The sequence below is a fragment of the Bradyrhizobium erythrophlei genome, assembly GCF_900129505.1.
Taxonomy (GTDB): domain Bacteria; phylum Pseudomonadota; class Alphaproteobacteria; order Rhizobiales; family Xanthobacteraceae; genus Bradyrhizobium; species Bradyrhizobium erythrophlei_D.
Window position 1 is genome coordinate 1,250,156 of sequence record NZ_LT670818.1, and the last position, 25,453, is coordinate 1,275,608.

Sequence of the window (25,453 nt, forward strand, 5' to 3'; positions counted from 1 at the left end):
ATCGGGCGGCGCGACGCGCCGACCCGTTGGCGGGCGATGACAATTGTGGGTTTGGCGCGGTCCGCCCGTAGCCGTCACTTCTCCCGGAACGCGCGCATCAGCTGGTCGCTGAGTGGCTTGATCAGGTAGGACATCAGGGTGCGGTCGCCGGTCTGCACGAAGGCTTCGACCGGCATGCCGGGGATCAGCCTGGCGTCACCGAGGCGCGCGAGCTCCTCCGGCGACATCGAGACGCGGATCGTGTAATAGGATTGTCCGGTGCGCTGGTCGGTGGTGACGTCGGGCGAGACGCGGGTGACGACGCCGGTCAGTTCCGGCGTGGTGCGCTGGTTGAAGGCCGACAGCCGCAGCAGCGTCTTCTGGCCGATCTGCAACTTGTCGATATCCTGCGGATTGACCTTGGCTTCGACCTGAAGGTCATCGGCCTGCGGAACGATCATCATGATGGCATCGCCGGCGGTGATCACCCCGCCGACGGTGTGAACCGTCGACTGCAGCACCATGCCGTCTTGCGGCGCGCGGATATCGACCCGCCGCAACTGGTCTTCGGCGGTCACCTTGCGCTCGACATATTCACCGATCTTGTCGTTGGTCTCGCGCAGATCCTTGGAGACGTCGCTGACCATGTCCTTGTCGACCTGGATGATCTGCAGTTCGGTCTCGGTGATCTTGCCCTTGGCCTGCGCGCGCGAGGCGATGTATTGCGCCCGCTCGCCGTTGAGCCGGGCCGCGTCGCGCTCCAGCGTGGTGAGGCGCGTCAACTGCACCAGATGCTGATCGTAGAGCTGGCGAACGCCGGTGAGTTCCTTTTGCACCAGCGCGATTTCCTGATCCTTGGCCTGCTCCTGCGCGATCAGGCCGGCGATCTCCTCGTTGAGCTGTGTGATGCGCTCGCGCAATTGCGCCTTTTGTCCGATCCTGCCGTTGACCCGAACGTCGAACAGCTTGGTCTCGCTGGCGATGATGGCCTTGACGTCGGGGTCATCGGCACGGTCGAGCAGCGATTTGGGAAACACGATCTTGTCGACGCCCTGCTGTTCGGCCTGCAGCCGGGCGGCCCGCGCCCACAGCCCGTCGAGGTTCTTGGTGACGATCGCGAGGTTGGCCTTGGTGACGGTGTCGTCGAGCCGCACCACCACCTGGCCGGCCTTGACGAGATCGCCGTCATGCGCGAGCAGTTCGCCGACCACGCCGCCGGTCGGGTGCTGCACCTTCTTGACGTTGGATTCGACGACGATCTGTCCCGGCGCGATCAGCGCGCCCGAAATCTCCGCCGTCGAGGCCCAGCCGCCGAGCCCGCCGGCCAGAACGACGACGATGGCGAGGCCGACGATCAAGTGCAGCCGGATCGACCGCAGCGCGCCCTGTTTCTCGGTGCCGCTCATGATTTGGTGACTCCCCCCTCGGAAACGATCTTGATCGGGGTGGGTGGCGCAACCCGCTGCTGCAGGACCTGCCCCAGCACGGTTTCCTTGGGACCGAAGGCCTGCATGCGGCCGTCCTTGAGCACCAGGAGCTGGTCGACGCCCTCGATCCCGATCGGCCGGTGCGCGACAACCACCACGATGGCGCCGCGCTCGCGCGCGCCGCGGACCGCCCGCGTCAGCGCCTCATCGCCCTCGGTGTCGAGGTTGGAGTTCGGCTCGTCGAGCACGATCAGGAACGGATTGCCGTACAGCGCCCGCGCCAGCGCCACGCGCTGCGCCTGGCCGGCCGAGAGCGCGGTGCCCTGCTCGCCGATCTGGGTGTCGTAGCCGTCGCGCATCTTGATGATCATCTCATGCACGCCGGCTTCCTTCGCGGCCGCGATGATGGAATCGGCCGACGCTTCCGAATCGAAGCGCGAAATATTCTGGGCGACGGAGCCTGCGAACAGCTCGACGTCCTGCGGCAAATAACCGACGTGACGACCGAGCACGTCGCTCGACCATTGGTCGAGCGCCGCACCATCGAGTCTCACCTTGCCGCGCACCGGTTGCCATACGCCGACCAGCGCACGTACCAGCGAGGATTTTCCGGACCCGCTCGGCCCGATCACGCCCAAACCATTGCCGGCGGTCAGCTCGAAGGTTACGTCCTGGACGATAACCTTCTGATCGCCCGGCGGCACAATCGCGATGCCCTCGACCGACAGGCGGCTCGACGGGTTCTGCAGCAGGGTCTGCTGGACCGCCGCCGGCACCTGCTCGAGCAACCGGTTGAGGCGGTGCCAGCTCTGCCGCGCGGCCACAAAACTCTTCCAATGCGCGATGGCGAGATCGACCGGCGCCAGCGCCCGCGCGCTCAGGATCGAGCCCGCGATGATGATGCCCGCGGTCGCCTCCTGGTGGATCACCAGATAGGCGCCCACCGCGAGCACGGCCGATTGCAGGGTCATGCGCAGCACCTTGGCGATCGCGCCGAGACCGCCGGCGACGTCGCTGGCGCGCTGATTGCCGGCGAGATAGTTCTGGTTGGCCTCGCTCCAGCGCCGGGTCAGGCGTCCGGACATGCCCATCGCGACCAGCACCTCGGCGTTGCGCCGGCTGGTGGCGGCGAGATCGTTGCGGCGCGCCGCCAGGCCCATCGCCTCGCGCGCCGGCGCGCGCGACAAATATTCGGTGAGAACGGTAAGGCTGACCAGGATGATCGCGCCGACCAGCGCGGTGAGGCCGATCATGACATGGAAGGCGAAACAGATCGCCAGATAGAACGGCAGCCATGGCAGATCGAACAGCGCGCCCGGGCCCATGCTGGAGAGGAACGAGCGGATGTTGTCGAGATCGCGCAGCGGCTGCAGGCCCTCGTTGCGGGCGCCGACCATCAGCGGCAGGCGCACGATGGTGTCGAACACGCGGGCATTGAGGGCTTCGTCGAGCGAGGTTCCGATACGGCCGAGAATTCGGCCCCGGATCAGGTCGAGGACACCCTGCGCGGCGTATAATCCGCCGGCGAGAATGGCCAAGCCGACCAAGGTCGGTATGCTCCGGCTGGGAAGCACGCGGTCGTAGACCTCGAGCATGAACAACGAACCGGTCAAATACAAAAGGTTAATCATGCAACTCATGGCGCCGACGCCGGTGAATGCGTTGCGGCAGGCGCGCAGTGCATCACCGAGTTCGGAACGCCGGACACCGGGAATGGCTGCCATCAATTCTGATCTCTAAAATAAGGGTACGCGACCCTAACTCACGGAGGTTGCGTGACTGCTAACTTACAGATTCCTGCGGCGAACGTCCATGGAAGTCGCATTAACCTAAACGTTCTCAATGGCCTCAGGTCTCGTCGGCGCGTTTAACAACCCGATCTGGCGCGCACCGGCACGTCTCGGGGCGGCCGGCCCAAGGAAGGCGTAAGGGGGCGCAAGGGGAACCGCCGGACCAAGTCCCGGGCAAACGACCGGTTTACCACCGCAGGCTTGGGAAACGGTCGGCGCGAGCCGCTTTTGCAGGGACGGCGCACCCTCGCGCGGCCGGAACCTAATCGGCCCCCATGACTTGTCCTGTACCTTAGCCAGCACCATTGGAGTTGCCATGATCCGCCGTTTTATCGGAATTGCCACCGTTGTCGCCGCCGTGGCGCTGCCTGTCGCGGTGCAGGCCCAGGGAGTCCCCGGCGGGGTTGAGCGGGGCTCAAGAGATGGCGAACGGGCAGCCGGCCCTGTCGGCGCCGTTGTTGGTGGTGTGATTGGCGGCGTGGTCGGTGGCGTCGCCGGAGTCCTCGGCGTCGATCAACGCCCCCGCTTCCACAGCTATGTCGCTGGGCGGCACGTTCCGTCCTATCAATATCGCGAGGACGTCCGGGTTGGCGTGGTCCTGCCGGAAGAAGGCGTCACCTATTACGACGTGCCGCCGGAATATGGCGTGCGGGACTATCGCTACACGGTCGTGAACAGCCGCACGGTCCTGGTCGATCCGCGCACCCACCGGATCGTCGAGGTCGTCGAATAAGACGACCGCGGCATCGATCGAATCGATTGGGGGCCGTCCGTCGGATGGCCCCCTTTTTCAACGCAACAGGCGTCAGAGCCGGCCGCCGGTTCGAACCAGCCGCACGATCAGGAGCAGCACGACCGCACCGATCGCTGAGTAGATGATTTCCGAGACCAGGCCGGTGCCGATATGGATGCCGAGCTTGGGAAACAGGAAAGTGGCGACCAGCGCGCCGGCGATGCCGATGCAGATGTCGCCGATGATGCCAAAGCCGGTGCCGCGCACGATCTTGCCGGCCAGCCAGCCCGCCACCAGGCCGACAAATAAAATAACGAGAATGCCTTCATTGGACAGATACATCGAAACAACTCCCCCCGGTTTTTCGTGCGTCGTTTCTTGAGAGACGCCGGTAAAGCCTATCCACAATTGCCCGATGTGACGACTCCTATCTCGGAGTCCCGGTATTCGCGGCGGTTACGCCACGCCAACCGCCGCGGCGCGTTCCGCCAGGATGCACCTTGCGATCCGTCCCGGCCCAACCCGCACATTGGGCGGCAGCCGCTCGACGCAGCGGGCTTCGGCAGAGGCGCAGCGCGGCGCGAACGAACAACTCGCGGGCGCCTTGTCGAGCGACGGCGGCGTCCCCGGAATGGTTTCCAGCCGCTGGCCGCGTTTGGCGCCATGCACGGTGGAAGCCAACAGCCCCTGCGCATAAGGATGGATCGGCGAGCGCACGATCTGGCTGAGCGTGCCCTGTTCGACGATTTCTCCCGCATACATCACCGCGACGCGGTCGCAGATTTCGATGGCGACGCCGATATCGTGGGTGACGAAGATGACGGACATGCCGAACTCGCGCTGCAGCTCGCGCAGCAACAGCAGGATCTGGATCTGAACGGTGGCATCGAGCGCGGTGGTCGGTTCGTCCGCGAGCAGGATTTTCGGCTTGCAGGCGAGCGCCAGCGCGATCATCGCGCGCTGCCGCATGCCGCCACTCATTTCGTGCGGATAGGCCTCCAATCGCCGCTTGGCTGACGGAATCCGCACCACTTCCAGCATTTCCAGCGCGCGCGCCGTGGCCTCCGTTTGGCTCTTGCCCTCGTGGCGCATCACGGTTTCCGCGATCTGCGCCCCGATGGTGTAGACCGGATCGAGCGCCAGCGCCGGCTCTTGAAAAATCATCGAAACGGTCTGGCCGCGAAACGCCGACAGTTCCTCGTCATCGAGCGCCAGCACGTCGCGGCCGAGAACCCGAACGCTGCCCGAGATCTGCGTACGCTTTTTCGGCAATAGCCGCATCAGCGCGCGCAGGGTGACGCTCTTGCCCGAGCCGGACTCGCCGAGCAGGCCGAGCACCTCGCCTTCGCCGAGCGAAAAGCTGAGATCGTTGACGGCATGGACGGTGCGCTCGCCGGTGAAGCGAATGTTGAGGCCGCTGATCTTGACGAGATTTGTCATGCGAACTTCGGTACCCTGTCGTGGAAATCGGTGGCGCGCTGGAACACAGCCCCAATCCGCAGCAGCATGGCCTCGTCAAAGGAGCGGCCGATCAGCTGCATGCCGACGGGAAGCCCGGCGTTGGTAAAGCCTGCGGGGATCGCCAGCGACGGCAACCCGAGATAATTGATCGGGCGGGTAAAGCGCGTCAGCCGCTGGATCACACTTTCCGCATCCGGACTGTTGCCGACGTCGCTTTCGGCGATCGTCGGTGCCGGGACCGGCGCTACCGGCGCGATCACGGCATCGACATCAGCCACGGCCGCGTTGAACGCGGCCAGCGCCGGACCGCGCCAGCGCATCGCTTCGAGATAGGACACGCCGGGTATCGCGAGCCCGTTCTGCAGCCGCATCAGCACCTGCGGCCCATAATCCCCAGGGCGTTCGATTAGCCAGCGCTTGTGAAAGCTGGCGGCTTCGACCGCGAGAACGAGCTGGCAGGCGGCGGTGAGCTGGCGCTGGTCGGGCAGTTCGACCGTAACGACGTTGGCGCCTTCGCGCTTGAGCACGGCGATTGTCTCGTCGAGGATCTTTGCGACCTCGGGATCGAGATCGTCGACATAAAAGGCGGTGGGCACGCCGATGGTGAGGCCTTTGATCGATTCCCGTGTCGCGGTCATGTAATCCGGAACGGGATCAGCGCTCGCGGTGGGATCCGCAGGATCCGCGCCCGCCATCAGGCCGAGCAGCAGGGCGCAGTCTTCCGCCGTGCGCGCCAGCGGCCCGACGGTGTCGAGCGATTGCGACAGCGGCATCGCGCCGGCGCGGCTGATGCGGCCATAGGTGGTCTTCAAGCCCGTCACGCCACAGAAATGCGCGGGCATCCGGATCGAGCCGCCGGTGTCCGAACCCAGCGCCGCAAAGGTCAGCCTGGCCGCGACCGCCGAGCCCGACCCCGACGACGAGCCACCGGTGATGTGATCAATCGCGAAGGGGTTATGCACCGCGCCGTAATGGCTGTTGTGCCCGGTCGGCCCGTAGGCGAATTCCACCATCTGCAGCGAGCCCAGACGAATCGTGCCGGCATCCTTCAGACGCTGCAGCGCTGTGGAGGTGGTCGTCGCGACGAAATCCCGGCGGATCTTCGAGCCGCAGGTGACCACGTGGCCGGCATCGTAATACATGTCCTTGTGCGCCAGTGGCACGCCGTGCAGCGGCCCGCTGATTTTTCCTTTCGCAAGCGCCGCGTCGGCGGCGTCGGCTGCGACCAGCGCAGCCTCGGCCTCGATCGCCATGAAGGCATTGAGACGGGGTTGCCACGCCGCAATGCGATCGAGGCAGGATTGCGTCACCTCGCGGGAGGAAAGACGCTTTTGCGCGATGGCTTGGGCGACCGCGGTCAGCGAGAGCAGGGCCGGCTCGGTGCTCATTTTGCCACCTCGGCAGCTTGGACCAGAAGAAACGTCGCAGGTTCCAGATCGAACGGCAGCGTGCCGGCGATCGCGGCGAAGCCTTCGAACGCGGGTCCGATTGAATTGGCCATACGCGTGGCAACCTCGGCGTCGACGGGCACGCCCGCGACATCCGCCATCGCCTTGATCTCCTTGGGGGTAGGTCTTGTCATGCGGTGTCCGCTCCCTTTGCCGGCGCGCGGCTGTGGCCCGAGCCTGGAATGGCCATATAGCACGCCGCCTCATGGCCCATTGTATCGAGCGCGGTCAATTTTGGTGTGGCGTTTGCGCAGAGCGGCTCTGCGAACGGGCAACGCGTGTGAAACCGGCAGCCGGACGGCGGATCGATCGGATTGGGCGGATCGCCCGAAATCGGCGGCGTCTCGGTGCGGTGATCGGGATCGGAGGATGGCATCGCCGCCAGCAGCGCGCGGGTATAGGGATGCGCCGGCGCGTCCCAGACCCGATCCACCGGCCCCAACTCGACCACCTCGCCGAGATACATCACCAGCACGCGGTCGGAAATGTAGCGCACCACATTGAGGTCGTGGCTGATGAAGAGATAGGTCAGTCCGAATTCGCGCTTGAGATCGACCAAAAGATTGAGCACCTGCGCCTCGACCGATTTGTCCAGCGCCGATACCGCCTCGTCCAGAATCACCAGCCGCGGCGACAGGGCCAGTGCGCGGGCGATGTTGACGCGCTGGCGCTGACCGCCGGAGATCTCGTGCGGATAGCGATTGGCGAAGTTTTCCGGCCGCAGGCCGACCTTGCCGAGCAGTTCGCGCGCCAGCGCGCGCGCAGCACTCTCCGCCATGCCATGGACTTTCGGGCCGAAGGCGATGGATTCCTCGATGGTGAGGCGCGGATTGAGCGAGGCGTAGCTGTCCTGGAACACCATCTGCATGCCGCGGCGCAGTTCGCGCAGCGACAGCGCGCGGCCGACCTGCATGCCGTCATAGATGATGTCGCCGGCATCGCGCGGCATCAGGTGCATCAACAGCCGCGCGGTGGTCGACTTGCCGCAGCCGGATTCGCCAACGATGCCGACGGTCTCGCCCTTGGCGATGGCGAAGGAGACGTCATCGACGGCGCGGACCGTCTTGCGCTTGCTGAAGAGATCGCCGCGGACCGGGAAATGCTTGGTCAGGCCGTTGACCTGCAACAGCGGCTGCGCCGCGCCGCCGCGATCCTCGATCGGCTCGAGCATGTCGATGGCTGCGTCGGTCTCGTTCATGGCGTCAGTTCCGGATGTCCATGGCGCTGCGCATGCCGTCGCTGAGCAGGTTGAAGCCGATCGAGACTGCAAAAATCATCGCGCCGGGCAACGCCGCCACCCAGGGATTGACGTAGATCGCGGTGCGCAGCGTGTTGAGCATCAACCCCCATTCCGGCTCCGGCGGTTTTGTGCCGAGGCCGAGGAACGACAGGCCGGCGGCGAGGATCATCGACACCGAGATCAGCCCGGTGGCATAGACGAAGATCGGCCCCAGCACATTGCCGAGCATGTGCACGCGCATGATGGTGAAGGGGCCGGCGCCGGAAGCGCGCGCGGCCTCGACGAAATCCATGTTGCGCACGCCGGTGGTAACGCTCTCGGCGACGCGGGTGATCTGCGGCACGAACACGATGGTCAGCGAGACGATGGAGTTGACGATGCCCGCCCCCAGCGCGCCTGAAATCGCGATCGCCAACAAAACCGAGGGAAAGGCATAGAACACGTCGATGGTGCGCATGATCGCGGTATTGAGCTTGCCGCCGACATAGCCGGCGACGAGGCCGAGCGAGGTGCCGATGCCGAAGGCCAGGATCACCGGCAGGATGCCGACAATCAAGGACAGTCGCCCGCCATAGATCAGCCGTGCAAGCATGTCGCGGCCGAGTTCGTCGGTGCCGAGCGGATAGCCCGGCGTGCCGATATGGCGGAGCCGGCGGATCATCGAGCCCTGGTAGGGATCGGCCAGCCCGAGCCAGGGTGCTGCCAGCGCGGAGAGGAAGATCAGCGCCAGAATGAAGGCGCAGGCCATGCTGACCTTGTCGCGCGTGATGCGCCGTCCGACGGTTGCCCAATAGCCGCGGGCCTTTGTCGCTGGTGCCGACTGCAGGGCCTCGTCCGATAGCACGCCGGTGGGGCTGACGCTCATGGGCTCAGCTCCGCTTGATGCGCGGGTCGATCGCGGCCTGCGCGATATCGACCAGGAGATTGAGGAACACGAAGAACAGCGCCAGCACCAGGATGGTGCCCTGCAGCAGCGGCAGATCGCGCTGGAAGATCGCCGAATTCAATAGCAGCCCCGAGCCCGGCCAGGAGAACACGGTTTCGATCAGGATCGAGCCGCCGAGCATGTAGCCGAGTTGCAGCCCCATCACCGCAAGAGCGGTCGGCGCGGCGTTCTTGATGACGTGACGGAACACATGCGTCTCGCGCAAGCCCTTGGCGCGCAGCGCCTCGACGAAATCCTGGCTCAGGATGTCGCCGGTCAGCGCGCGCACGGTGCGGGTGATGATTCCCATCGGGATCACGGAGGTCGTAACCGCGGGCAGGATCAGATAGCGGATGTGCTCCCAGTCCCATCCCCAGGCGCCGGAGCCGCCGGGCCCGGCGCCGACCGCGGGCAGCCAGTTGAGCTGCACCGAGAAGATGATGACCAGCACCATGCCGAGCCAGTAATGCGGCACCGAGACGCCGGCGATCGCGATCGAGGTCGCCACCTTGTCGATCCAGCTGTCGCGGAAATAACCGGCGATCAGGCCGAAGAACAGGCCGAGCGTAAACCCGATCATGGCGGCTGCGATCGCCAGCGTCACGGTGTTGCCGACCGCGCGCATCACTTCCGACAGCACCGGGCGGCCGGTGGCAATGGAATGGCCGAGATCGCCGTTGACCGCCTTCCACAGCCACAGCCCGAACTGCACCGGCAGCGGCCGGTCGAAGCCATAGGCGATGCGCATCTGGTTGGCGAGTTCCTGCGACGCGTCGGCCGGCAGCACCGCGACCAAGGGATCGCCGGGCGTGATGTGCACCAGCATGAAGCACACCAATGCCACGCTGATGACGATCGGGATCACATAGACGATGCGGCGGAGGATATAGGCGAGCACGGAATTGCCTTGCGTTAGTCAGTCAGGAATTTCTCACCCGTCATGGCCGGGCTTGACCCGGCCATCCACGTCTTGGCCCACAAGAAGAGAAGCGTGGATGCCCGGGTCAAGCCCGGGCATGACGAAGAGAGAGAGAGCAAGCCGCCGATCAAGGCACCATCGAGATCGGCGAGAAGTCCACGAACCAGCTCTTCGGCTGCACGAAGCCCTTGATCTTCGGGCTCAGCGCGCGCGGGGCGACGTCGTGGGCGACATAGAGGAACGCCGCGTCGTCGACCGAGGCCGCGTGCAATTCGGCCAGCGCCTTGTCGCGCTCGGCCGGATCGAAGGTCTGGCGCGCCTTTGTCACCAGCTCATCGAACTTGGGATTGTTGATATAGCCCCAATTATTCGATACCGGCGGCGCCATCGAGGATTGCAGGAAGCGCACCAAAGCGAAGAACGGATCCATCGCCGCGTAGGTCACGTTGGTGGCGTTGGCGCCGTTGGCGGACGGATCCTTGGTGCCGCGCCGCCAGTTGGTGAACAGCGTATTCCATTCGATGACGTCGAGCTGGACGTCGAAATAGCATTCGGCCAGCGCCTGCTGCAGGTATTCGTTCATCGGCAGCGGCAGCATCTGGCCGGAGCCCGACGCCGAGGTCTGCACCTTGACCGTGAGTTTCTTGTTCGGGCCGTAGCCGGCTTCCTGCATCAGCTTCTGCGCGGCGGGCTTGTCATATTTGATCTGGAAGGTCGGATTGCCGCGCCAGGGATGACCGGGCTCGAAGGTGCCGGTCGCCGGCACCATCAGGCCGGCGAGCAGGCCGTCCTTGAGGCCCTCGCGGTCGACGCAGAGATTGGCGGCCTTGCGGACCCGGATGTCGTTCCAGGGCGAGCCCTCGACGCGCGAGAACTGCCAGGGCCAGACATGCGGCTCCTCGTTGGTGGAGATGACAAAGCCGCGCTGCTTGATTTCGGCGACCGCATCGGGCGCCGGCGCCTCGACCCAGTCGACCTGGCCGGACAGCAAGGCCGCGGTGCGGGCGTTCGCTTCCGGCATCGGCAGCAGCAGCATCTTGTCGACCTTGGGAACGCGCGCCTTGTCCCAGTAATTGCCGTTCTTGACGAGTTCGAGCCGCTCGCGCGGCGTGAAGCTCGACATCTTCCACGGACCGGTGCCGGAAGCGTCCTTGGCGAAGGCCGCCCAGGCGGCCTGTGATTTCGCCTTGGCGTCCGCGCCTTGTGCCGCGTCGTAAAACTTCTGCCACTTGGCCGGGCTTGCCATGAAGAGATTGGTGAGATTGATCGGCAGGAAGCTGTCCGGCTCCTTGGTGGTCAATTCCACCGTCATGTCGTCGATCTTGCGCGCCGAGACCAAAGTCGGCATGCGCGATGCGGTCACGCCGACCTGGCTCGGATCGAACTGCGGCGCATCCTGCTTGAGCACCTTGTCGACGTTCCAGACCACGGCGTCGGCATCGAACGGCGAGCCGTCATGAAAGGTGACGCCGGGGCGCAGCTTGAACGTCCACTTCTTCTTGTCGGAATCGTCGACCTTCCATTCGGTCGCAAGCCCGGGAATCACGACGCTCGCCTTGTCCGCGGAGGACAGATCCCACATCGTCAGCGCGTCGTACATGGTCAGCCCGGTGAAGCGGTTACCCTCAAAGCCCTGGTCGGGCTGCCCCAGCGTGCGCGGAATATCGGCAGCGGTCATACCGATGCGCAAGGTCGTTTCGGCAGCCGCGATCCGCGGCAGCGCCACCGCCGCGACCGCCAGCATCGCCGCCGCAACAGCGCGGCTTCGTCCCGATTTATCGATACGCATCTGAGCTTATCCTTCTCGACTTCGATGATTAATTCTTATGCAATCTTATGCAACGGCTGTGCCAAGGAAGCGAATTGCCCGCTCAATTGCCTTTGACGCGACAACTGCTTGTGAGCCCCCGCCGGAAAACACGCAAGGATGCCTAATCTGGCATCAACCTTGCACCTGCAAGTGCGTACTTCGGTACCCTTCCAATGGAGCCTAGTTCATGCGCACCCGAAACTCGATCCTTGCCGCCATTGCACTCGCCGTGGCTGGCTCCCTGTCGGCGCTTTCCGCGCAGGCCGAAACGGTGGTGCGATACGGCATTTCGATGGCCGATATTCCCTTGACGACGGGCCAGCCGGATCGCGGTGCCGGCGCTTATCAATTTACCGCCTATACGATCTACGATCCGCTGGTGGCCTGGGAAATGGATGTGTCGGACCGGCCCGGCAAACTGGTGCCGGGGCTCGCCACCGAATGGAAGGTCGACGATACCGACAAGACCAAATGGCGCTTCACCCTGCGCAAGGGCGTCAAGTTTCACGACGGCAGCGACTTCAACGCCGACGCGGTGATCTGGAATCTCGACAAGGTGCTCAACGACAAGGCACCGCAGTTTGACAAGCGCCAGAGCGCGCAGGTCAAGACCCGCCTGCCCTCGGTCAAGAGCTACGCCAAGATCGACGACTCCACGGTCGAGATCACGACCAAGACGGTCGACTCGCTCTTCCCCTACCAGATGCTCTGGTTCCTGGTCTCCAGCCCCGCGCAATATGCCAAGCTCGGCAACGACTGGGACAAATTCGCCAGCCAGCCTTCGGGCACCGGACCATTCAAACTGACAAAACTGGTGCCGCGTGAACTCGCCGAACTGTCGAAGAATCCGGATTACTGGGACAAGAAGCGGATTCCGAAGGTTGACAAGATCGTGCTGATCCCGATGCCGGAGGCGCTGACGCGGACCAACGCGCTGCTCGCCGGGCAGGTCGACCTGATCGAAACGCCGGCTCCCGACGCGGTGCCGCAGCTCAAATCGGCGGGCATGCGGATCGTCGACAATATCACCCCGCATGTCTGGAACTATCACCTCAGCGTGCTGCCGGGCTCGCCCTGGACCGACATCCGCCTGCGCAAGGCGCTCAATCTGGCGATCGACCGCGACGCGGTGGTCGGGCTGATGAACGGACTGGCAAAGCCCGCCAAGGGTCAGGTCGATCCGTCGAGCCCCTGGTTCGGCAAGCCGACCTTCGACATCAAATACGACCTGGCGGCGGCGAAGAAGCTGGTGGAGGAAGCCGGCTACTCCAAGGAAAAGCCGCTGAAGACCACCTTCATCATCGCGCAGGGCGGCACCGGGCAGATGCTGTCGCTGCCGATGAACGAATTCCTGCAGCAGAGTTTCAAGGAGGTCGGCATCGATATCGACTTCAAGGTGGTCGAGCTCGAAACGCTCTACACCCATTGGCGCAAGGGCGCGGCGGACGAAATGAACGCCGGCATCACCGCCAACAACATCGCCTATGTGACCTCCGACCCGCTCTACGCCATCGTCCGCTTCTTTGCCTCCGACCAGGTCGCGCCGGTCGGCGTCAACTGGGGCGGCTACAAGAATGAAAAGGTCGACGCGCTGATCAACCAGGCCAAGCAGACCTTCGATACCGCCAAGCAGGACGAACTAATCGCGCAGGCGCACTCGCTTGTAGTCGACGACGCGGTTTTGGTGTGGGTGGTGCACGACACCAACCCGCACGCGCTGTCGCCCAAGATCAAGCACTTCGTGCAGGCCCAGCACTGGTTCCAGGACTTGACGCAGATCGGGCTGGAGTGAGGATCCGGGTCTGGCGCCAGCCTGGCCGCGAACAACGGCCGTCATACTCCACGAAAGCGGAGTACCAGTACGCCGCGGCCTTTCGGCTCAATCACGGAAGCCTCTGGAATACTGGATCACCCGCCTTCGCGGGTGACGACAATCGCAAATGAAACGCGCCTCTACTTCGTCAGCAGCGCAAACGCGCCGTTCCAGTCTTCCGGGGGCGGGTTGTTCTGGTAATTGCGGATGCGCGCTTCGTATAGATTGTACAAAAGCTCCAGCGCGCCGGCGTCATCGGTGCGGCGGCCGCGCTCGATCGCGGCGAGTGCGCCCTCCCAGTCGCGGCTTCGATAGCACGCCAGCATCTCGATGGTCAGGTTGCGCAGCCGCTGGAAGCGGCCGGAATGCGCGGTGTCCTCGCGGCCGGCGATGGCGTAGATGACCTCGGGCTCCTTCTTGCCCTTGACCATGATGAAATCGAGTTCGAGGATGGCGAACTTTTCCTTGGCCGCGAGCGCGGTTTTGGAGCCGACGATGATCGGAAAGCCATATTCCTTGGATTGTCCTTCCAGCCGCGAGGCCAGATTGACGCTGTCGCCCAGCACGGAATAGTCGAAGCGCAGGTCGGACCCCATGTTGCCGACCACGCAAGTGCCGGTGTTCAGACCGACGCCGACATTGATCGGAATGTAGACGTGACCGCCCTGCTGCGCCTCCTGCTCGCGCACCTTGTTGAGCTCGTCGATCCGCTCCAGCATGTCGACGGCGGCTTCGCAGGCGTTGAGCTGGTGCTCCTTGTCGTCGAGCGGCGCGTTCCAGAACGCCATGATGGCGTCGCCCATGTATTTGTCGATGGTGCCCTTGCGCGCCAAGATTGCATTGGTCAACGGCGTCAGGAAGCGGTTCATCAGGGTGGTGAGGCCCTGCGGATCGCTTTTGTAGGATTCCGAGATCGTCGTGAAGCCGCGGACGTCGGAGAACATGATGGTCATCTCGCGCTCCTCGCCGCCGAGTACCAGTTTTTCCGGCGACTGCGCCAGCTGTTCAATCAGCGCCGGCGACAGATACTGGCCGAACGCCGAACGGATCTGCCGCCGCTGCGCCTGCTCCCTGACGAAGCTGGTAAAGATCAGGGTCAGATAGATCGCGGTGGTCGACAGCAACGGATAGGTGAAATCGATCAGCAGCCGGTAGTGCGCATAGAAATACCAGGACGTTCCGATCAGCAGCGTCGCGAACAGCGCACCGATGGCGGCAAGGGTGACCGGGCCGAACGTCGGTGCGAAGATGAGCACCAGAATTCCAAGGGCCAGCGCGGCGAAGAATTCCAGCGCGATGCCGTAACTCGGCTGCGAAAGGACCGCCTGGGTCAGCGCGCTTTCGAGCACCTGGGCGTGGATTTCGACACCCGGCATGGCCGGGGACACCGGCGTGGTCTTGATGTCGTTAAGCCCTACCGCCGAGGTCCCGATCAGCACCAGCTTGCCCTTGATCTTCTCGGACGGGACGTCGCTGGCGAGCAGGTCCTTCGCCGAAACATAGATCGTGGGATCGCGGTGCCCGAAATGAACCCAGAGCTGGCCGTTGGCGTCGGTCGGAATCTGGAAACCCTTGACGCCGACGCTCTTGATTCCTGCCTGATCGGATTTGATGAAGATGGTGTCGGTGCCGGTGATCACCCGCAACAGCTCGAAACTCAGCGACGGCATGGTGACGCCCTGGGCCAGCATGATCATCGGCACCCGCCGCACGATGCCGTCGCGTTCCGGCCTGATGGTGAGCAGCGCGCGCCCGGCGGCGGCCTTTTCCAGCACCGGCGTGTTGCGCAACAGCCCTGGGAACTGGATCATGAACCGCTGCGGATCCTCGCCCAGCATCGCGAGCCCCGTCACCGGAAGCGACGTGTCGAGATCGGCTCTCGGTTCGGAGAGGCCGGATTCACCCAGCACCACGCGCGAGTGCCGCATGGCGTCGGCAAAAACCTGGTCGTTGCTCGGCAGCGCGCGCAGCTTGGCCCTGGTTTCCTCGTCGAGGTTGCGGAAGCTATCGGCGGCGACGTCCGGATTGAGCCGGTCGGGCTCCGCGAAAATGACGTCGAAGGCGATCGCGACAGCCCCGAGTTTGGTGAGGTCGGAGACCATGTCGGCGAGCAGCGTCCGCGACCACGGCCACTGGCCGATCTTCGCAAGACTGGCTTCGTCGATGTCGACAATGGTGACCGGCGACTTGGCGAGCTTGGCGCGGGGGTCCAAACGCTGGAAAGTATCGAAGGTCCTGACCCGGATTTCCTCGACCGGCGCCGGATCGGCGACGCGCAGCGCCGCAAAGCCGATCAGAAGTGCGAGGCACACCAGCCGCGCATACCCGATCCGCCGTGTGAACCAGCGTCGCCATATCCTCAGTCGCTTCATGCTATCGAGATATCATGCTGAGGCGGATTGATCACGTCCGGCGAGAGTATTTTGAATTCTTTACGGGAAATCCGGGGGACATCGGCTACCCCGGGCCTCATTCGGCGGCAACATTCCCTGCATCCGCAACACCCCTTTGAGCGGGCAACCGGATCAGACCAGGTGAAAATCGCTGGGATGCTGTTGCAGTTGCGCGACTGTCACGCCGAGCAGCGTGATCGTATCATGATGGCTATCGGTAATGACCGTGTCGTGACCCGAATTGGCCGACTGCGCGCTGGCAAGTATGGCCTGAACGCTCGTGAACAGCGTGTGACTGATGTTGATGGTGTCATTGTTGACGTTGAAGTCCGCGATCGTCGGATTGCCGAAATTGGATTTGAACACAAACGTATCCTGGCCGCCGGCCCCGAAGATCGTCACATTGCCGTGCACGTCACCGAACGTGTCGTTTTGCGACGTTCCGTTGACGAACTTGAATTGCGAAAGATCCGCCGACGTATTGGTGCCGGCAATGGTTATGGTCAGCGGTTGATCGACGGAGGTGTGGAGACCGTTGTTGACCTGGGCCGTGAAGGTAAGGGTAAGCGTATCGCCGGACTTCAGGAAATCGAGGTCCGGATTGTTGGCGTTGTAGGTCCAGTGCAGGACATCCGTTCCGCCGTCACTGGTCGCAGTGTCGAACGTCACGTCGCCGGCATTGATCAGCCCGGCAAGGTTGACGTTCCCCGGCAGCGTGGTTGAGCCGTTGTAGGTAGCGACGGCGTCTCCAAGCACCGACGCCGTCAGCGTATCGCCGACGGCGGCATCGCTCACGGAAAGCGTTCCGGCAATCGGCGCCGCGAGTTCGGCGTGCGGCCCCGGAATCGACCCCGCGGAAATGTTGTCGATTTCGAAGGCGTTTGAAGTCGAGCCCAACACGACCTTGTCGAATGACGGAAGGCCATAGAACTCGACGTAACCGTTCGAGGCGAACGAGCCCTGCCCGCCGTTCGCCAACAGCGGCGCGATGTCCGCGCCTGTATAGGAAGCGACGAGCGTCCCGCCATGATAAAGAGCGATCGTGTTGTAGGAATCGACCGATCCCCAATAAAGACCAAAGGCGTTTTCTTCAGCCCCGAAGGTGATGGTTTCCGAGGCGCCGCCGCCGATGCTCAAATAATTCGTCGTATCCGTCCCCCCCGGCAGGGGTCCGATGAACGGAGCCGAAGTGACGCTCGAGGAATCATCGACCACACCGGCATGTCCCGATGCGGAAAATGTCGCGTTGAGGGCTGTACTGTAGAAATTGCCATGCCCGGCGCCATTGTTCGAATGCGAGCCCTCCGACTGGCCGTTGAACGTTTCCGTGTTGAGGCCGAGCGTATTGTTGATGCTGCCCGGAGCAAGGACGATTGGCATACCCGGAGTTACGACGATCACCGCCTGCTCCGCCGGATCGGTCTCGCTCACGATCATTGGCACGTCGGGCGTGACCGTCACCGCCTCGGTGCCGTTCGCCGTCGCGCTGAGATTGCCTTCGGCGTCATGCTCGGTCGCGGCCACGTGCAGCGTGAAGCTGGTGGCATCGGCGGGCTTGATGGCCAGGCTCGACAGGGTCCAGTCGTGGACGTCGACCGAGGTCGAGCCCGCGACCGCCGTGAAGCTATGGCCATGCCCGTCGCTCAGCGTTGCCCCCGCCGGGATCGTGCTGACCACCAGCGACGCCAGGCTGTTGGTGTCGCCGGGCAGGCCGTTGACCGTGGTGCCGAGGTCGAGCGCGATCGCCGTGCCCTCGAGGCCGCTCTCCGCCACCGGCGCCACTGTCGGTGCCGTCGGGCTGACGACCACGATTTCGGTTTCCGGCAAGCTGTAGTCGTAACCGTCGACCGCGGTCACCAGCGCCTTCAGCGTAAAGTTGGCGGCATCGGCCGGCGTGATCGTCAGGTTCGACAGGTTCCAGGAGGCGACATCGACGGAGCCGTCGGCGCTGCCGGAAGTATAGGTGTGACCCGGCGTTCCATCCGTGATCACCGCGCCACATGGAATTTCGCCGATCACGAAGCTGGCCAGGTTCGCGCCGGTGACGGTATCGGAGAAGGCAAGATGAATCGCCGCGCCCTCGACGCCGGCAACCGGAGCGGGCGCCCCCACGCTGAGCACCTGCGGCAAGACCTTGAGGATAGTTCCGCCAGAGCCATCGCTCTTGAAGGCCACCGCGTCGCCCGCCGGCACCGAAATATCAAACGTGACCGGCTTGCCGTTCACCAGCAGCGTCGAGCCGTCGAAATAAGCGCTGGTGACGATCGTACCCGCAAGATCGATGCTCGCAAGACCGCTGACGGTGCCGGTGAAGTTCGAGGAGGCTTCGAGCTTCAACGTGCCGGGACCGTCGAACGTGATGGCCTGCGCGTCCTCTCCGGCGAGATCCAGCGTCCCGCCGTTGCCGATGATGGCCGTTCCGGTGCCGCTGACGTCGCCGTCGATGACGAGCGTGCCGCCCTCGGCCTTCAGCGCGCCGTCGTTGACGATGGCCCCGTGGATTGTCAGCGTACCGCCGGTCGCTTCGATCGTTCCATGATTATGGACGGTGGTTCCGGCCCCGATCGTGTTGCTGCCGCTGATCGCATCGATGATGCCGTTGTCGGTGATGACGCCGCCATTGATGGTGGCACCCTTCAGCGTCAGCAGGTCATTACCATCAATGGTCAGCTGGCTGTCGGTTATGGTAGTGCCATTCTCAAGGATCAGATCGCCGGGCGCGGACCTGACCGGGCTGTCCACCTCGATGCTGGTGCCGGTCACCGCCACATTGTCCAGCGTCAGCGAGATGCCTTGCTCGATCTTGACGTCACCGTAGTTCAGGCTGGCGCCGCTGATCGTGCTGTCGCCCGTGACATCGATGAGGCCGGCGACGACGCTGCCCGATACCGTGTTGTAATCGTCGATCGTGCCACCGTCGATGGTCGCATGGTTCAGCACCAGCCTCGCGGTACCGTCGACCGTGATCGTACCGCCGGCATTGGCGACCGTAGTGCCCTGGTCAAGGAGCAACAGGCCGGCGGCCAGGATCTCAAGCGTGTGATTGGCGGTGACGGTCACCTTGTCCAGCGCGTTGCCGGTGCCGCTGAGGTCGATCCGGCCGGAATTGCCGAGCGACCCGCCATTGATGGTGACGCCCGTCAGATCGAGCGTCGATCCGTTGCCGACCGTCACGATGCCGCCGGTATTGGTCACCGCCAGGGAGGCCAACTTCAGCGTCGAGTTGCCGATCGCCTGCAGCGTCCCGGTATTGATCACCGGCTCGCCGGTGATGTCGAGTTCGCCGCCATTCGCTTCCAGCGTGCCGAAATTGGTCAGGGTGACGAGCGCGGCGGGATCGATCGTCAATATCCCGCCGGTCGCCTCGATCAGGCCGTGGTTGGTGATGCCTACATCGGTGAGGGTGCCGTTACCCGTCGCATCCAACGTGCCGCTAATGCTGAGCGTTCCACTGCCGATCGTTGCGGTATCAAGTGTCAGTGTGGCGTTGGCATCAACCGTAATCGTGCCGCCGGCATTGGTGACCGCAGTACCCTGGTCAAGCAGCAGCGCGCCGCCGGAGAGAACCTCCAACGCGGCCCCGTTGGTTACGGTCTCATCGTGAAGCGCATTGCCGGCACCTGAGACGTTGAGTTGGCCGAAATTAAAAAGCGAACCGTTCTTGACCACGGCACTTCCGGTGAGATCGATGATGCCACCCGGGTCGTTGAAGACGACTCCGGAGTTGATGGTCGCATCGTCCAGCGTCAGCGTCCCGTCAACAACCTCCCAGGAAAAGGGATCGAAAACCGTGGAGCCCTGATCAACGATCAGCGCGCCACCGGAAACAATTTGCAGGGCACCGCCAACCGCGACCGTCTCGTCGTGCAACGCGTTGCCGAGGCCAGAGACGAGGGTAAAGTTGAAATTGGACAGCGAACCATTTTTCAGCACGCCCAAGCCGGTGAGATTGATCGCACCCGAATTCAGGACCGAGCCGCCGTCGATGGTCGCATCGTCTATCGTCAGTTCGCCGATACCAGCGGCGCCATCGTCGATGCGGATCATCCCGGTGTTGGTGACCGTCGAGTCCTGGTCGATGGTGAGCGCGCCGCCGGAGAGAATCTCGAGGCCGTTGTTGGCGGTGACATGCTCGTTGTGCAGCGCGTTTCCAAGGCCGCTGACGTCGATCGTGCCCGAATTGCCGAGCCAGCCGTTTTCCAGCACCGCCGCGCCGGTGAGATCAATCTCGCCGCTGTTGGTGACGGTGCCGCCCTCGATGCCCGCGCCGTTCAACGTCAGCCTGGCTTCGTCGTCGACCGTGAGATTGCCGCCGAAATTGTCGACGACATCCAGGATATTGAGCGTGCCGCCGCTGACTTCGATCGTCCCGGAATTCGCGATCGCGACGGACGTCTTGAAATCGCCGCCGTCGGCGAGCGTGATGAAACCGGAGTTTTGCAGGACGCTTTGATTTAGAATCTCCGCCAGCCCGCCGACACTGATGCTTCCAAAATTCTTGACAATTGAGTCGGCGCTGAGATTGAGCGCGCCGCCGATCGTCAGCGTGCTTTGATTGATCAACTGCGGAGGCAAGGTCCCGAAGTCGTTCATGGTCAGCGATTTCGCGACGGCCGGCGCATCGATGGTGACGGGAAAAGACGGCGACAGGCCGTGCAGCTGATCGGTGATGACGATGGCGTCATCGTTCGCCGTCGGAACGGTACCGGTTTCCCAGTTGGTCGGGTCGCTCCACAGCGCGCCGGACTCGGGCACCGGCTTGGTGTCGATCCAGACCACGGCAGCCTCGTCGGTACCGGTGATCGTGACGATCACGTTCTTGGTGGTGGTGGCGCCCTGCGAATCCGTCAGCGTCACCGTATAGGTGAGCGTCAGGATTTCACCCTTGGAGAGGAAATCGGCGACGTAAACCGGGAGATCGGCGAGTTTCCAGTGGATCGTGCCGCTGCCGGTCCCGGTGCTGTCGTTTGCAATCGACGCGCTGAGCGCCGCTTCAAGCAGACCAAGCGGGCCTGGCGGGAGCTTATCGACGCCGTTGAGCAACGTGACCCCGTTGAGCACCCCGACCGCGCCTGTCAGCGCGGTTGAAACCGTATGGGTGTCGGTCAGATCGACATCGTCAAAGGCCAGCGTGCCCGACGTCGGGACTTTTGTGGTCAGAGGGCCACCCGGCACGCTGGTGCCGCCCGAAAACGCGATCGTCGGCGCACTGCTAGTGATGACGGGAACGTCATTGGTGCCGGTAATCGTGATCGTAAACGGAAGCAGAGTAACCTCGTCGTTCGCGGCGAAGTTGTTGTGGACCTCAACCGTATAGGTGAGCGTTACCGTCTCGCCGGCTGCGAGAAAGTCGAAAGCGTTGTCCGGCAAGCTGTACGTAATGGTCGCCGAACCGTGATTTTTATTGCCGGGATCGGGGACCGGAACGAGATTGATTTCGGTCGCCACGATGTCCGCAAGTTGCTGGGCGTTCAATGTCGAAGTGACGTCGCCGTGCGCCGCGTTCTGGTAGGTGAAACCACCGAACTTCACCAAGGCCGAAGGAACATCGCCGGCGTTGTTATCGACCCAGTTGACCTTGAGGAAGACGGAGTCGGGGTCAGTGGTATCATGGGTCTTGCCGGCGAGTTCAGCCGCAAGAAAGACAGTCGTGGGGTGACCGGCTGAGTCGACGATCCCCGCGATCGGCGGTCCGGGAATGTGCGGATTGGAGTTGCCCGGCGCGTTCGGATTCTGCTGCGTCGTATTGTTGGCAAAGTTGATGTTGACGATGACCGGCGTCGCGCTGAGGCCGTTCGGCAGGGAAACCGGCTGCAGCGACTGCGGAATGCCGACATCGGTGAAATGATCGAAGGTTTTCGGATTGGAGTTGTCGGTGAACTTCAGCGAAAACACGTCGGTGATGAGCTTTTGTATTTCGGGCGGCAGCGGCGAGTTGGTAATGGAGACCTGGCCCTGGCTGATGTTGATCTGCTGCCCGGCCTGGTTGACGGTCGCGATCGGCGTCAGCGTGTTCTTGTCGAACAGGATGTAGGAGCCGGTGGTGCCGTCCGGCTCGACCAGAACCTGGAATTTCGCGTCCGGCGCGCCGCCCTGGCCGGGAACGTTGAAATCGATCTCGACCAGAACCGCGGTGCCGCGGATGCCCATGGTCGCGACCGGGGTGTCGACCTTCATGTCGCCGTGCTTCGCCGTTTCGCCGGCGACGAAGGAGATGGTCCCCGCCACCAGGCTGATCAGCGATGAATTGTTCGACCCGTTGGGGTCGTAGACCATTTCGTTGAGCACCATTCGCGCATTCGACGAGAGGCCGAACACGGTGCCGTCGATGAAGGTGATGCCGAGCGTCGAATCGGAGCCGGACTGGACCACATCGCCTTTTTCGACGTTGTCGCCATTGTTCAGGATGATCGAAACGCCGTTGCGGACCACGGTCGCGGTGCCTGCGAGCTTGGTGACGTGGCCGATCACCTGAGCCGCAGCCGCGCCGCCGCCGGCCTGCGCGTATTCGGTGTGGCCGGTCAGCGCGTCGACGAGATCGCCGGTGAGGTGCGCGCCATCGGGCGACGACAGTGCCGCGTGCTTCTCGCCCTTGAAGTAATCGTGCAGGACCAGTTCGCGGTGGTCGTGGGAAAGGACGAGATCGACGCCGGAACGCTTGAAATCGCCGTTGAAGAGCAGCTGCGAGTCGGGAACGATGATCGCACCTGCCGGCGCATGCGTCGCATGCGCGGTCATCGTCTCGACGTGGCCATGTCCCTGCTGATGCAGACCCGAGCCGTCAGCAGCAAAGTTGGCGTCGAATTTACCGGCGTAATTCAATAGGACCACCGCGGATGGTTAATAACTATATAAATTTCAATCGTCTAAACTTGCATATCACCGGGGTAAGCATTGCGAAACCATCTCCTGCTTGTGCAAGTCCGTACAACCGGGTCTCGCAGAACCGATCCGCGCCATCTTTTCTGTCGAATCATCAGATAGCTAAGTATTCATAGCGGACTCCCCATGTATAGACTCAAGTATCTAAAGCATAGACCAGGCATTATAGTCTAATCGAAAGTATAGAATTAGATACGGATACTTATCTAATCTACCTCTTGCATTCCGTTGCAGGACACTGCGCCATTTTCTCAGCTAAAACTGTGATCTGGATAACAAATGGCGTGAGGGGTGGCCAATTAGCCATATCTCCGGGAAATCCGACTCGACACAACCATTGCATGTGCTTTCCGCTCTTTGCGAGTGTCCCGTTTAATTCGCAGCCGGCGATGCATAAAATTGTCAGCGAACCGGTGAGGCGGGTTTCAGCCTGTTTCCCGCTTTCCGGCCGCTGACGGCCGGCTTTAAATAAACGAAAAGCCCCCCCGCCCATCATCGCCTGCGAAACGATCCGGTCACGAGCTGGCTAGTCAGCCTCGCCGATGCCCGGACAATGGGGCGTCAGATGGGATTTCCTGGTCATTCGCACGCATGGCGTGCCGTCATACTTGCCTTCAGCCTGGTCTGGTTCGGACCCGCGGCGGATCTTTCGGCGGGAACGCTGATGACGCCGGGGGTGTCGGAGCTGATTCGCAAATCCGCCGAGCCGTTCGGGCTGTTCGCTTCGCCGCTCTACGAGGGCGGCGTGCTGGATAAATGGCAGCGGGTCGAGCGCAAACTCGACGACGAGAGGGTGCAACTGGCGCTCTGCGACGGCGACCGCGAACGCTGTGCATCACCGGCAGCGCTTCGATTCCTCGCCATCGTCGACGATGCGCGGGCCCGCGAGGGACGCGCCCGCCTCGGCGAGATCAATCGCGCGATCAATCTTGCGATCCGGCCGATGAGCGATGAGGCTCAATATGGCGAAATCGACGTCTGGAGCACGCCGCTCGTCACCTTCGCCCATGGCGCCGGGGATTGCGAAGATTATGCGATTGCAAAATTCGTCGCGCTGCGCATGGCCGGCATCTCGCCCGACGATTTGCGGCTCGTGATCATGCGCGACACCGTTCACGGCGAGGACCATGCGGTTGCGGCCGTGCGCCTCGACGGCCATTGGCTGACGCTGGACAATCGCCGCATGGCGATGGTCGAGGATGCCAATATCAGGAATTACCGGCCGCTGTTTGTCATCAATCAGTCCGGCGCCATGCGCTATGCAGATGCACCGCTGCTGGCGAACCTGCTGGGCCGCGAGGCTGTGCCGCCGGGCGCGCTGAACGTGGCCGCGCAGCCCGGACTGCTATCGCCCGCCAACTGAACGAACAACCCCGAACGAACCGCTCCGGCCATGGCGTCCCGCCGGCCCGAGAAGGCCGGCCGTGCAAAGACATTGACATGTCTCCGCGCAACTCGATGATATCAACCGAAGCAGGCGAAAACCTTCGGGGAGTGGAGATCGCGATGCGGGGAATGGTGCTGGCTGTCGTGGCCATTTTGATCGGCCTGGCGCATCCGGCCGCTGCGGACGATCCGCCTGCTTCGGGCCGATCGATCAGAGAAGCGCTTCCGCTGTTTGGCGCGAATCATTGCGAGGTGCTGCGGAATCTGACCGAACAATTGTTTTGCGGCGATAGCGATCTCAACGCCGTCGCCGTAAAGCTCACCGCCGCGATCCAGGACCGCCTCAACCGGCTCGCCAATCGCCGCCTTGCGATCGCCGAAAACGCCGAGTGGGTCAGGGAGCGCAATTCCAGCTGCGGCACTTTCGGCCGGCAGAGCCTTGCCTACCAGGATGTCGGCCCCGTCAAGGCCTGCTTGTTGAAGGAGACGGAAGAACGAATCGAAATACTGAGCGATCCGAATTTCGATTGTCTGGCGGCGAATACCACCGCCGGGACGCTGATATGCGATGACCCCTCGCTGGCGCTCGCCAGGACCGAACTCAACAATCTTGCGGTGGGGCTGATCGCCAAAATGAAGGAAGACGACGCCAGGGAGGCTTTCGCCGAGTACGAGCGCTGGAGCAGGGAACGCGACCGCCAATGCAATTTGGTGGGCAAGGATAACGTTCCGCTGGAAGAATTGTCTTCGTCCGCGAACTGTCTGGCCGACTATATCAGCCGGAAGACCGCCGAGATCGAGGCGGCCAGGGGCGATCCCAAGAAGGTTTTCGGTCGCCCTCTCGCCTCGCGCCTGCCCGATGCCGATGCCGTCGATTTGTGCATCGCGCAGATCCATGCGGCGAACGCCTGCGAGAATTTCCTCACCGTCAGCCGGGTCTTGGAGATCGATAGCGAGGTGGCGGAGCAGAGCGCGCTGGTGACGGCCGAGATCGAAATGGTGGTGCTGTCGCCGTTTTCGGTCTGCAGTTCGGTCGCCTCCGGCTGCACCGGCACCTGCTGGGACCCGAAATCGGGTCGACCGAAAGAGCCGCCCGGAAGCCGCGACAGTTGGTCGGTGTCATCCCGGATGCGGATCGAGAAAGCGTTCACGTTCCAGAAAACCGACAGCGGCAGCTGGCGCTGCGATACCAGGTCGCTGCAGCCGGTCGCCTCCGGCGTCGCGGTGGGCGGGCCCTAGCCTCCGCT

The 25,453-nt window shown here is 63.3% G+C and carries 16 protein-coding genes; 4 read left to right on the forward strand and 12 right to left on the reverse strand.

All coding sequences use genetic code 11. From position 1 onward, the window contains the following. Nucleotides 1-74: 74 nt before the first annotated feature. Together B5525_RS05940 and B5525_RS05945 are read right to left on the reverse strand one after the other, a co-directional pair. Nucleotides 75-1,385, reverse strand: coding sequence for an HlyD family type I secretion periplasmic adaptor subunit (locus B5525_RS05940; protein WP_079565172.1), 1,311 nt, complete (start codon nt 1,383-1,385; stop codon nt 75-77). Beyond that, nucleotides 1,382-3,130, reverse strand: coding sequence for a type I secretion system permease/ATPase (locus tag B5525_RS05945; RefSeq protein WP_079565173.1), 1,749 nt, complete (start codon nt 3,128-3,130; stop codon nt 1,382-1,384). Before B5525_RS05945 ends, B5525_RS05940 begins: the two co-directional genes overlap by 4 nt. A gap of 382 nt (nt 3,131-3,512) precedes the next feature. Here B5525_RS05945 and B5525_RS05950 point away from each other — a divergent pair, with 382 nt between their 5' ends. Further along, a complete protein-coding gene (locus tag B5525_RS05950; RefSeq protein ID WP_079565174.1) occupies nt 3,513-3,929 on the forward strand; it encodes a DUF1236 domain-containing protein in 417 nt (138 codons plus the stop codon). A gap of 72 nt (nt 3,930-4,001) precedes the next feature. On the opposite strand, the gene B5525_RS05955 is transcribed toward B5525_RS05950, so the two are convergent. The 8 genes from B5525_RS05955 to B5525_RS05990 all read right to left on the reverse strand — a co-directional run bounded on the left by B5525_RS05955 (nt 4,002) and on the right by B5525_RS05990 (nt 11,711). Then, the gene (locus tag B5525_RS05955; RefSeq protein WP_079565175.1) at nt 4,002-4,271 is read right to left on the reverse strand and encodes a GlsB/YeaQ/YmgE family stress response membrane protein; all 270 of its coding nucleotides are present in this window, start codon (nt 4,269-4,271) and stop codon (nt 4,002-4,004) included. A gap of 114 nt (nt 4,272-4,385) precedes the next feature. Further along, nucleotides 4,386-5,369: an ABC transporter ATP-binding protein gene (locus tag B5525_RS05960; RefSeq protein WP_079565176.1), complete on the reverse strand. Its 984-nt coding sequence runs from the start codon at nt 5,367-5,369 to the stop codon at nt 4,386-4,388. Then, nucleotides 5,366-6,778, reverse strand: a complete 1,413-nt coding sequence (locus B5525_RS05965; RefSeq protein ID WP_079565177.1) for an Asp-tRNA(Asn)/Glu-tRNA(Gln) amidotransferase GatCAB subunit A — start codon at nt 6,776-6,778, stop codon at nt 5,366-5,368. The genes B5525_RS05960 and B5525_RS05965 overlap by 4 nt, the downstream gene beginning before the upstream one ends. Then, entirely contained in the window at nt 6,775-6,972 is a 198-nt protein-coding gene (locus B5525_RS05970; protein WP_079565178.1) for a hypothetical protein, read from the reverse strand. Before B5525_RS05970 ends, B5525_RS05965 begins: the two co-directional genes overlap by 4 nt. Beyond that, entirely contained in the window at nt 6,969-8,036 is a 1,068-nt protein-coding gene (locus B5525_RS05975) for an ABC transporter ATP-binding protein (protein ID WP_079565179.1), read from the reverse strand. The genes B5525_RS05970 and B5525_RS05975 overlap by 4 nt, the downstream gene beginning before the upstream one ends. A gap of 4 nt (nt 8,037-8,040) precedes the next feature. Then, complete coding sequence (locus tag B5525_RS05980) at nt 8,041-8,943, reverse strand: ABC transporter permease (RefSeq protein WP_079565180.1); 903 nt, start codon at nt 8,941-8,943, stop codon at nt 8,041-8,043. Nucleotides 8,944-8,947: 4 nt separating this feature from the next. Further along, nucleotides 8,948-9,901 carry an ABC transporter permease gene (locus B5525_RS05985; protein ID WP_079565181.1) on the reverse strand — a complete coding sequence of 318 codons (954 nt, stop codon included), beginning with the start codon at nt 9,899-9,901 and terminating at the stop codon, nt 8,948-8,950. Nucleotides 9,902-10,049: 148 nt separating this feature from the next. Continuing rightward, entirely contained in the window at nt 10,050-11,711 is a 1,662-nt protein-coding gene (locus B5525_RS05990; protein ID WP_079565182.1) for an ABC transporter substrate-binding protein, read from the reverse strand. A 208-nt stretch (nt 11,712-11,919) separates the two neighbouring features. Here B5525_RS05990 and B5525_RS05995 point away from each other — a divergent pair, with 208 nt between their 5' ends. Continuing rightward, complete coding sequence (locus B5525_RS05995) at nt 11,920-13,524, forward strand: ABC transporter substrate-binding protein (RefSeq protein WP_079565183.1); 1,605 nt, start codon at nt 11,920-11,922, stop codon at nt 13,522-13,524. A 161-nt stretch (nt 13,525-13,685) separates the two neighbouring features. On the opposite strand, the gene B5525_RS06000 is transcribed toward B5525_RS05995, so the two are convergent. Both B5525_RS06000 and B5525_RS06005 read right to left on the reverse strand, forming a co-directional pair. After that, nucleotides 13,686-15,917 carry a CHASE2 domain-containing protein gene (locus B5525_RS06000; protein WP_079565184.1) on the reverse strand — a complete coding sequence of 744 codons (2,232 nt, stop codon included), beginning with the start codon at nt 15,915-15,917 and terminating at the stop codon, nt 13,686-13,688. A 153-nt stretch (nt 15,918-16,070) separates the two neighbouring features. Beyond that, entirely contained in the window at nt 16,071-22,760 is a 6,690-nt protein-coding gene (locus B5525_RS06005) for a VCBS domain-containing protein (protein WP_079565185.1), read from the reverse strand. 625 nt (nt 22,761-23,385) lie between these two features. On the opposite strand from B5525_RS06005, the gene B5525_RS06010 reads away from it, so the two are divergent. Both B5525_RS06010 and B5525_RS06015 read left to right on the forward strand, forming a co-directional pair. After that, nucleotides 23,386-24,183, forward strand: a complete 798-nt coding sequence (locus B5525_RS06010) for a transglutaminase-like cysteine peptidase (RefSeq protein ID WP_079565186.1) — start codon at nt 23,386-23,388, stop codon at nt 24,181-24,183. Nucleotides 24,184-24,260: 77 nt separating this feature from the next. Then, nucleotides 24,261-25,445, forward strand: coding sequence for a lysozyme inhibitor LprI family protein (locus B5525_RS06015; protein ID WP_244567838.1), 1,185 nt, complete (start codon nt 24,261-24,263; stop codon nt 25,443-25,445). The last annotated feature ends 8 nt before the right edge of the window (nt 25,446-25,453 follow it).